Origin of the sequence: Cytophaga aurantiaca DSM 3654, assembly GCF_000379725.1 — a bacterium.
Taxonomy (GTDB): domain Bacteria; phylum Bacteroidota; class Bacteroidia; order Cytophagales; family Cytophagaceae; genus Cytophaga; species Cytophaga aurantiaca.
Window position 1 is genome coordinate 72,588 of sequence record NZ_KB903629.1, and the last position, 9,407, is coordinate 81,994.

Below are 9,407 nucleotides of genomic sequence, written 5' to 3' on the forward strand. Positions count from 1 at the left end.
TTTAAAATATGATCATATATTCTGAATAATATATAATAGTTTGTATACACTTTACATATGTGGATTAGTATTATCATATCACCACAAAATTACTCTTTATAAAGACAGATCTACCTCCATTGCAATACTACAATCCAGTATTTTTGAATGATAAAAAACAATTTCAAAACATTGAATAGTTCTGACTGGTGTATAAGTCAAAACACATTTTATGGATGTTCACCTTTCATAAAATGATGAGTCTATCTGCTAATTAGATTGTAATAAAACCGAACATGAAAGATTTTAAAACCTTAGCCATTTCAATTCCCTTTCCTAAAACACGGATTTCAACTGCCGAATGGCTTTTATTTTACTCTATTTATTTATCTGTAATTGCCCTTTTATGGATCAATTCTGAATATTCTCCTTTCAATTCAAGGAATAAATTTGATTATAATTCAAAAGAAGTCCTTATGTGCACTGTTTCTTCCAGTGTACAAGGTTCCATTCAATCTGTTGCGCATAGCGGCCCGGCAGTTGTTATGCCTCGAGGAAGTAATATTGCTGGATTGAAACGCTGGTCTGATCCTACAAGCTGGGTGGGGAATAAAAAACCTGCTTTTGGAGATGATGTAACGATTCCGGCAAATTCAGTAATCATTTTAGATGAAAATATATCTATTAAGTCGCTCCGCATACAGGGGAAATTAATTGCCGATCTTACAAAAGACCTCGCAGTGGATGTTGAATATATAACCGTAACCGGAGCTGGTGCATATTTTGAATGGGGAACGACAACTCAGCCATATAATAAAAAAGGTGTGATAACCCTTGTAGGAAGTGATCCATCTGTGAAAATACCTGGAACAGTTATCGAGTCTAAAGGGATTCTTGTGGAAGGCCCTTCTGTACTGGATATGCACGGTAAAATAAAAACATCCTGGACAAATTTAGAAGGAAGTGTAACTGCAGGAGCAACGAAGATTACGATCGCAACCAATACAAATAATTGGGAAATTGGAGATGAAATCTTGATCGCATCCTCACGCTTAAGCTGGAATGAAGCCGAACAGCGCACAATCGTTGATATCAGTGCCGATAAAAAAACATTGACATTAAACGTAGCCTTAACATATCCTCATAGCGGCGAATCTAAAACCTATACACGCAGCACCGATGGAAAAACATGGGTTGGAGACATGCGTGCAGAAGTAGGATTGCTATCAAAAAGTATCAAGATACAGGGAGATGCAAGTTCAGAAACGAATCAGTTCGGTGGACATATTATGGTTCACATGAATGGGCAAGCCTATGTTGAAAATGTTGAACTGTTCCGCATGGGACAAAAAAGTATTTTAGGGAGATATCCCTTCCACTGGCATCTTCTTCAGGAAAAAGGTGCCGGACAATATTTTAAAAATAACAGTGTACACAGATCTTATAATAGAGCTATTACAATTCATGGTACAGAATCAACGCTTGTTGAAAATAATTTTTGTTACGATCACATAGGACATGGAATTTTTTTAGAGGATGGCAGTGAACGATTCAATACCATTAGAAAAAATGTTGTATTACTCACAAAAAGACCGCTACCTGGCGAAGAGATTATTCCTTCGGACAATGAAGCAAATGAAGTTCAGAATAGAACTCCATCCAGTTTCTGGATCACAAATCCCAATAATATTTTTGAAGACAACGTTGCAGGTGGAACACAAGGTACCGGTTTCTGGTTTGCAATGCCGCAAAAACCTATGGGACTTTCTGCAGGCGTGATTCGCTTTGCAGGCATGGAGCCATATAAAGAGCCGTTGGGTTTATTTAAAGGAAACAAGGCGCATAGCTGTGCAAGTGGCTTTGATATTTTTGATCAGCTTACTCCTGCTCATGCACTTGCAAAAAATGGTGCCTGGGAACGAACTGATTTTCGTTATATGGATAATTGTACCTGGTATGCATGTGATCTGGCTGTGTATGGTGGTATTGGCGGAGGAAGAGCAAAGACAGAAAATGTCGTTTTTCGAAACAATATTTTCATGGATAACAGAACATCTGTGATGCATGCAAACTATTCCATGATCAGTCAATCTGTTTTTGTTGCGAACTCCGGAGAAAATGTATTTACTGGAGATCGCATGCTGAACAGGGGTTACGATGGTTCTTGTACCATCAAAGATTGTCATATGGTAGGATGGCAGGCAAGCAATGCAAATTATGTGCAGAACACCGGAGGAGCTATGAAGCATGTAAATTACCGTGTTTCAGGAATGACGATGGATCATCCGGGTCCTCCGCGAATGTCTTTCCCGGATTATTCTAAAATCCCTAAAGGAGGTGTCGGCGCAAACGATGCCGAACATCCGAGATTCTGGAGTTATATACATTGGGATAAAGATGGAACCCTTGGAGGCAAAACAAATACCTCTATCATCACAAACCATCCGCTCTGCAGAGATGGTTCAGAAATACGGTTTGCAAATTGGACAAACCTTTACAGAACAGACAGACGATTTGCTTACATGCTTATTGATGCACCCGGTGATCCTAAGATGACAATGGTACGTACAAAAGCAGGTACACCTAAGGCGGGTCAATATTACATCAATGGCGATGCGCCGGATGGGTACTATGGCACCTTTATTCATTTTCCTGTGATGGTAAATGATGGTTTTTTATATACCCTTCAATTTGAAAGTTTGGGTACCGGAAAAACAATGAACATACATATGATGGATGATTATGTACCCGGCGATCAGGTACTATATTTAATCAAAGATTTTGGAAGATTACCAGGAATAACAATTTCAAATGCTACGAGATACAATACACTTAATGAAGTGAAGGCAGCCGGACAGTCTGGATATGCTGTAGTAAATAATGATGTGTATCTTAAAATGGTTTCCGTTGCTTCTAATCCGGATATTGTTTGCAAGCTAAACTGGACAAGCGACATAACGCTTCCTATGTTGGATACAGATGCCGATGGTATCTCCGACTATCAGGAATCAGTTAATGGAACAGATCCAATACCGAATGATCCGATTCAATTAAATCCTGTACTTACTGTTCCTGTAATTCAAACGGTATGGGAATTTCCTGTTGCAGGAAATTCTGAAGGGTGGACAAAAGCTAATAATCTAACCGGAAATGTAATCGCTGGCAGTCAGCAATTACAAGTTACCGGTACTGACCCGCAATATGTATCAGCTGCAAATCTGCTCGTACCTGCTTCAACATATCCATATCTTCGATTCAGAATTAAATCCAGCAATGCTGGTACCCTTCAGCTGTATTGGTCTACAGATGGAGCCAGCGGAATGTCTGCATCAAAAGTAACTGTGTTGCCTATCCAATCTAGTAGCGGCTTCACGGAATATTATGTAGACATGTCTGCATCACCGGAATGGAAAGGAAATATTTATCAGCTAAGAGTTGATCCTGAAATTGGCACAGGGCAAAATATAGAAATAGATCGTATCTCTTTTGAAACAACTGCTCCTACTTGCTCTGCAACCATTTCCTCTCCTGCAACATCTTTCTGTACCGGTGGAAACATACTATTAACGGCAAATTCAGGAACATTCTATAAATGGATGAACGGAACAACGCAGGTTGGTACAGCGCAAACATATACTGCAACTGCTGCCGGTTCATATACCGTAGAAGTAACAAATGCAAATGGCTGTAAAACAACTTCAGTTGCAAAAGTTATTACTGTAAATGCACTGCATACTGCAACCATAACATCTCCTGTGAACTCTTTCTGCGCGGGCGGATCTGTCATATTAACTGCTAGTTCAGGTACATCCTACAAATGGTTCAACGGAACAACACAGGTTGGAACAACTGCAACCTATACCGCAACTGCTGCGGGATCATACACGGTTGAAGTAACAAATAGTTCTGGCTGCAAAGCTACATCTGCTGCAAAAGTAATGACAGTAAATGCATTGCCGACTGCAACCATCACATCTCCTGTCAACTCTTTCTGTACAGGCGGTTCTGTTGTGTTAACAGCAAGTGCAGGCACATCCTACAAATGGTTCAACGGAACAACACAGGTTGGAACAGCTGCAACCTATACCGCAACTGCTGCGGGATCATACACCGTTGAAGTAACAAATAGTGTAGGTTGTAAAGCTACATCTGTTGCAAAAGTAATTACTGTAAATGCATTGCCTGTTGCAACCATCACATCTCCTGTTAACTCTTTCTGTACAGGCGGATCAGTTGTGTTAACAGCAAGTGCAGGCACATCCTACAAATGGTTCAATGGAACAACACAGGTAGGAACCGCTGCAACCTACACAGCAACTGCTGCCGGTTCATACACCGTTGAAGTAACAAACGCTGCGGGTTGCAAAGCTACATCTGTTGCAAAAGTTATTACTGTAGATGCATTGCCTGTTGCAACCATCACCTCTCCTGTTAACTCTTTCTGTACCGGAGGAAACGTTGTGCTTACAGCAAGTACCGGTACTTCTTACAAATGGTTCAACGGAACAACACAGGTTGGAACCGCTGCAACTTATACCGCAACTGCTGCTGGTTCATACACCGTTGAAGTAACAAACGCGGCGGGTTGTAAAGCAACATCGGCAACCAAAGTAATTACAGTAAATGCATTGCCTGTTGCAACAATAACCTCTCCTGTCAACTCTTTCTGTACAGGCGGCTCTGTTGTGTTAACAGCAAGTGCAGGCACATCCTACAAATGGTTCAATGGAACAACACAGGTCGGAACCGCTGCAACGTATACCGCAACTACTGCCGGTTCATATACTGTGGAAGTAACAAATAGTGCTGGTTGCAAAGCTACATCTGTTGCAAAAGTTATTACTGTAGATGCATTGCCTGTTGCAACCATCACATCTCCTGTCAACTCTTTCTGTACCGGCGGATCAGTTGTGTTAACAGCAAGTGCAGGCACATCCTACAAATGGTTTAACGGAACAACACAGGTTGGAACCGCTGCAAGCTATACCGCAACTGCTGCCGGTTCATATACTGTGGAAGTAACAAATAGTACAGGCTGCAAAAATACGTCTGCTGCAAAAGTTATTACCGTTACTGCTGCCGTAATCTGGTATGCAGACACTGACAACGATGGCAAGGGCGATCCTACATTAACAATTTCTGCATGTACACAACCTACGGGTTATGTATCTATTGCCGGAGATAACTGTCCGGCTGATGCAAATAAAATTGAACCCGGAATCTGTGGTTGTTCAGCAACGGAAAATTCGTGTACGAATCAGTCGCAAACAATCACCTTCACACCTTTTAACGGTAACAAAATTGCTGGAGATCCAGATTTTACTCTGACGGCATCCTCTACTTCCGGATTAGCTGTTACCTTTACAAGTAGTAATTCTAATGTTGCCATCATTGTTGGCAACACCGTAAAAATTATCGGAGTCGGTACAACTACTATCACTGCTGTTCAAAACGGAAATACATTCTTTGCTCCTGCATCGGCATTACAAACGCTCGTTGTTTCCAATCCCGTTCAGCAAGGCATATTACAGGTGTTCGATGGCAACATACAAGTATCTGACAACACAACTGCAGTATCTATCGGCAATGCTCCTATAAATACGCCTTCTGCATCTAAAACCATTACGCTGAAAAATAGCGGAACTGGAAGCATTACGATTATGAGTGTCGTTGGATCTAATGGTTTTAGTGCTACGCAAATTTTCCCTGCCGGACCGATTGCTCCAAACCAGACAGCAACAATAAATATTACCGGAACACCTGCTGATGCAACAGCACCTACAACAGGTACAATAACAATATTGAGTAATGGCAATCCGCAAACATTCTCATTAAATGTTTTTGTGGAAGTTAGTGCAACTACTGCTATCTCGGGTAGTTTATCCGCTTCACAAATTGACCTGTTCCCAAACCCCGCTACAAATAATGTGTATCTCGATTTCCATGGAGTTTTTGATGATATACAAATTGACATCTATACAATAGAAGGAAAATTTGTTCAGCAACATGAATTAGGGACTGCTGCAAATACCGAAAAAAGCTTTTCGATCAATGAATTGCCGGCAGGTATCTACTTCATGGAAATAAAAACCAAACAAGGAAAATTTATTAAACGAATGATTAAGCAGTAAAAGCAGGCTGCCATAATAAAAGCTGGTATTGAAGAGATGCCAGCTTTTATTATGAATGTCAAAAATTAGTTTACGATTTCATTGAATCGAGTAAAATTACATAACAGGACATTACCTTTCATTATTTTTTAAATCAAATTTAATCTGGATTTTTTGTTCACTTTTCTGTAGGCTGGTAATCTATTATACATTCACTCATGGTGAATGTATAATAGATCACAAACCGACATAACTCATGTATCTAAAAAAAATAATGCAGGCTCTATTTAGCTTGTTTATTTCTGCACTATGCCTTACTGCAATTATTTTTAATACAAATGCACAGGTAATGATTCAACCCTCTGGCTTCGCTGTAGCTGGCGCAGAATTTGGAAATCCCGGATTTTACCCTACGGCTTCTGAAATGGATTACTACCAAAGCACGGGATTAAAATTAATTCGATTTCCAATTTCATGGGAAAATTTCCAACCTGCCTTAGGCGGTACGTTAGATCCAAATCAATTAACAAAACTAAAAACTGTTGTTGCCCAGGCAAAAGCCCGCAATTTATTTATTCTAATTGATCTTCATAATTATTGCAGAAGAACAATAAATGTTAATGGTAAAAATGAGCTTGTACCAATTGGCACTTCTTCTTCAACAGGTATTCCTGTAAAGCTGAATCACCTTACAGATTTTTGGAAACGTATGGCAACAGAATTTAAAAACGAAACAAATATCTGGGCATATGGATTAATGAATGAACCGCACAATATGGATGAAACTCCAATTTCATGGTTTACAATGGCGCAGGCATGTATCACTGAAATCAGAAAAATTGATGCAAGCACAATGATATCTGTAGCCGGTGATCAGTGGAGTACAGCGACTGGTTGGCCGGGAGTCAGCGATAATTTAAAAAATTTAGTTGATCCTTCTAAAAATTTAATCTATGAAGCGCATTGCTACTTTGATGATGGAAGCAGTCAAACATACAGTTCAGCACAATCCCAGGTCTACAAAAAAAATCCGAACAGAGGTATTGAACGTGTCAAACCTTTTGTTGAATGGTTGCATGCAAATAACCTTAGAGGATTCGTTGGAGAATTCGGTGTACCTAATGATCCGGACTGGTTAATTGTTCTTGAGAACTTTATGAAATATCTATCTGACAATTGTGTCAGCGGAACCTATTGGGCTGCAGGTGGCGCCTGGGGAAAAGATTATGACATTCTGCTGGAACCAAATAATGGTGTAGAAAAGCCGCAGATGGCTATTTTGAAAAAATACAAATACCCATCAGGTTGTCCTTCCACAACTCCTGTAGGACCTCCGGGATATACATATATTACAGATGAATTTAATACTGTCCCTATAACAAATCCAGTTGATGTAGCATATGGCGCAAATGGATCCTATGTATATCTATACAATCAAACATCAACGATCGGGTGTAATACAACTACATTCAATCAAGGAGATCCGGCAACGGGAACTACAAAACACTGTTGGGTAAGAGAAGCAAAAACTCCATATACAGGAACTCCTATTACAATTTCAGGAATCATCGAAGCTGAAAACTATGATAAAGGTGGAGAAGACAGAGCATATCATGATACAGAAGCGGCGAACCTTGGTGCAACATATAGAACAGACGGTGTTGATGTAGGAGCAATTCCTGCAGGCGGAAGTTTTGTAGGATGGACTGCAACCGGTGAATGGCTGGAGTATTCTGTCAACGTTACTAAAACGGCTTTATATGATTTTAAATTTTTAACATCTTCAATTGGCGGTGGAGGTATACTAAGCTTAACTGTGGATGGCAATCCTTTACTTTCAAACATCAGCGTACCTTCAACTGGTGACTGGAACACCTATACCTCCTTCTCAAAAACAGCAGCCTTAAATCAGGGAACACATCTGATCAGATTGCTCATCACCAACCTAGGATTCAATATTGATAAAATCATTGTGACAGAATCAACATGCAGCGCTGCAATCACTTCTCCTGTTAACTCTTTCTGTACCGGAGGAAATGTTTTGCTAACAGCAAGTACCGGTGCTTCTTACAAATGGTTCAACGGAACAACACAGGTTGGAACAGCTGCAACATACACCGCTACTACTGCAGGCTCATACACCGTTGAAGTAACAAATGCAAGCGGATGCAAAGCTACCTCTGCTGTAAAAGTAATTACCGTAAATCCATTGCCGGTGATTGAGCATCACATAAACATTGATGGCACCTGGACTGCTGTTTCTCAAGCAGCGGTTTGCGAAGGATCAACCGTAACATTCGGTCCATGGCCTGCAGTATCAGCCGGATGGAGCTGGACAGGTCCGAATGCACTTACTTCAACCTTCCGTGAACTTGTATTGACAACTATTCAGACCAATCAGTCAGGAAGCTATACTGCTACCTATACCGATCCGAATGGATGTAAAGCAAGCAGCAATGTAACCATACAGGTCTCTGCCAAACCAATCGCAATCATCACCTCTCCTGCCAACTCTTTCTGTGCGGGTGAGTCAGTTGTGTTAACTGCAAGTGCAGGTACATCTTATAAATGGTTCAACGGAACAGCCCAGGTGGGAACGGCTGCAACATATACCGCTACTACTGCAGGTTCATACACTGTGGAAGTAACAAATACTGCAGGATGCAAATCTACTTCTGCTGCAAAAACCATTTCTGTTACTGCACTTCCTTCAGCTACCATCACTTCATCCACAACGAGTTTGTGCCAAGGTGAAAGTGTGGTACTGAGTGCAAGTACAGGAACTTCTTACAAATGGTTCAACGGAACAGTCCAGGTGGGTACAGCTGCAACATATACAGCAACAGCTGCCGGATCATATACCGTGGAAGTAACAAATACTGCAGGATGCAAATCTACTTCTGCTGCGAAAATCATTTCTGTAACGCCTTCTACCCTTTGGTATGCTGATATTGACAACGATGGGAAAGGTGATCCTTCCGCAACACGTTCTTCCTGCACAAAACCTGCAGGCTATGTTGCCGTTGCCGGCGATGCTTGTCCCACCGATGCAAACAAAACTGTACCCGGAAACTGCGGATGCAACAAAACCGAAAACAGCTGTCTGGATTGCGCGGGAATACCAAACGGCACTGCAGCAATGGATGCATGCATGATCTGTTCCGGAGGAACAACGGGAATTACACCTGTTACCAATGCAAATCAATGTGGCATAACTACAGGAAATAAAAATACCAATAACATACAAGGCATTCAAGTCTCACCAAATCCGTTCTCCGAACAACTTGAACTTATACTACCTGTCGATGCGCATATTCA

At 40.9% G+C, this 9,407-nt stretch carries 2 protein-coding genes; both read left to right on the forward strand.

Features of this window, described 5'->3' with window-relative positions; all coding sequences use genetic code 11:
* The first annotated feature begins 275 nt into the window (after positions 1 to 275).
* Positions 276 to 6,110 carry a G8 domain-containing protein gene (locus A3EE_RS21230; RefSeq protein WP_018342728.1) on the forward strand — a complete coding sequence of 1,945 codons (5,835 nt, stop codon included), beginning with the start codon at positions 276 to 278 and terminating at the stop codon, positions 6,108 to 6,110.
* Positions 6,111 to 6,363: 253 nt separating this feature from the next.
* Positions 6,364 to 9,407 (forward strand): cellulase family glycosylhydrolase (locus A3EE_RS21235; protein WP_169334016.1); only part of this gene is annotated, 3,044 nt, incomplete at its 3' end.

Coding starts and splice junctions, on each gene's coding strand:
- A3EE_RS21230 (WP_018342728.1), top strand. CDS start 276: ATGAAAGATTTTAAAACCTTAGCCATTTCAATTCCCTTTCCTAAAACA.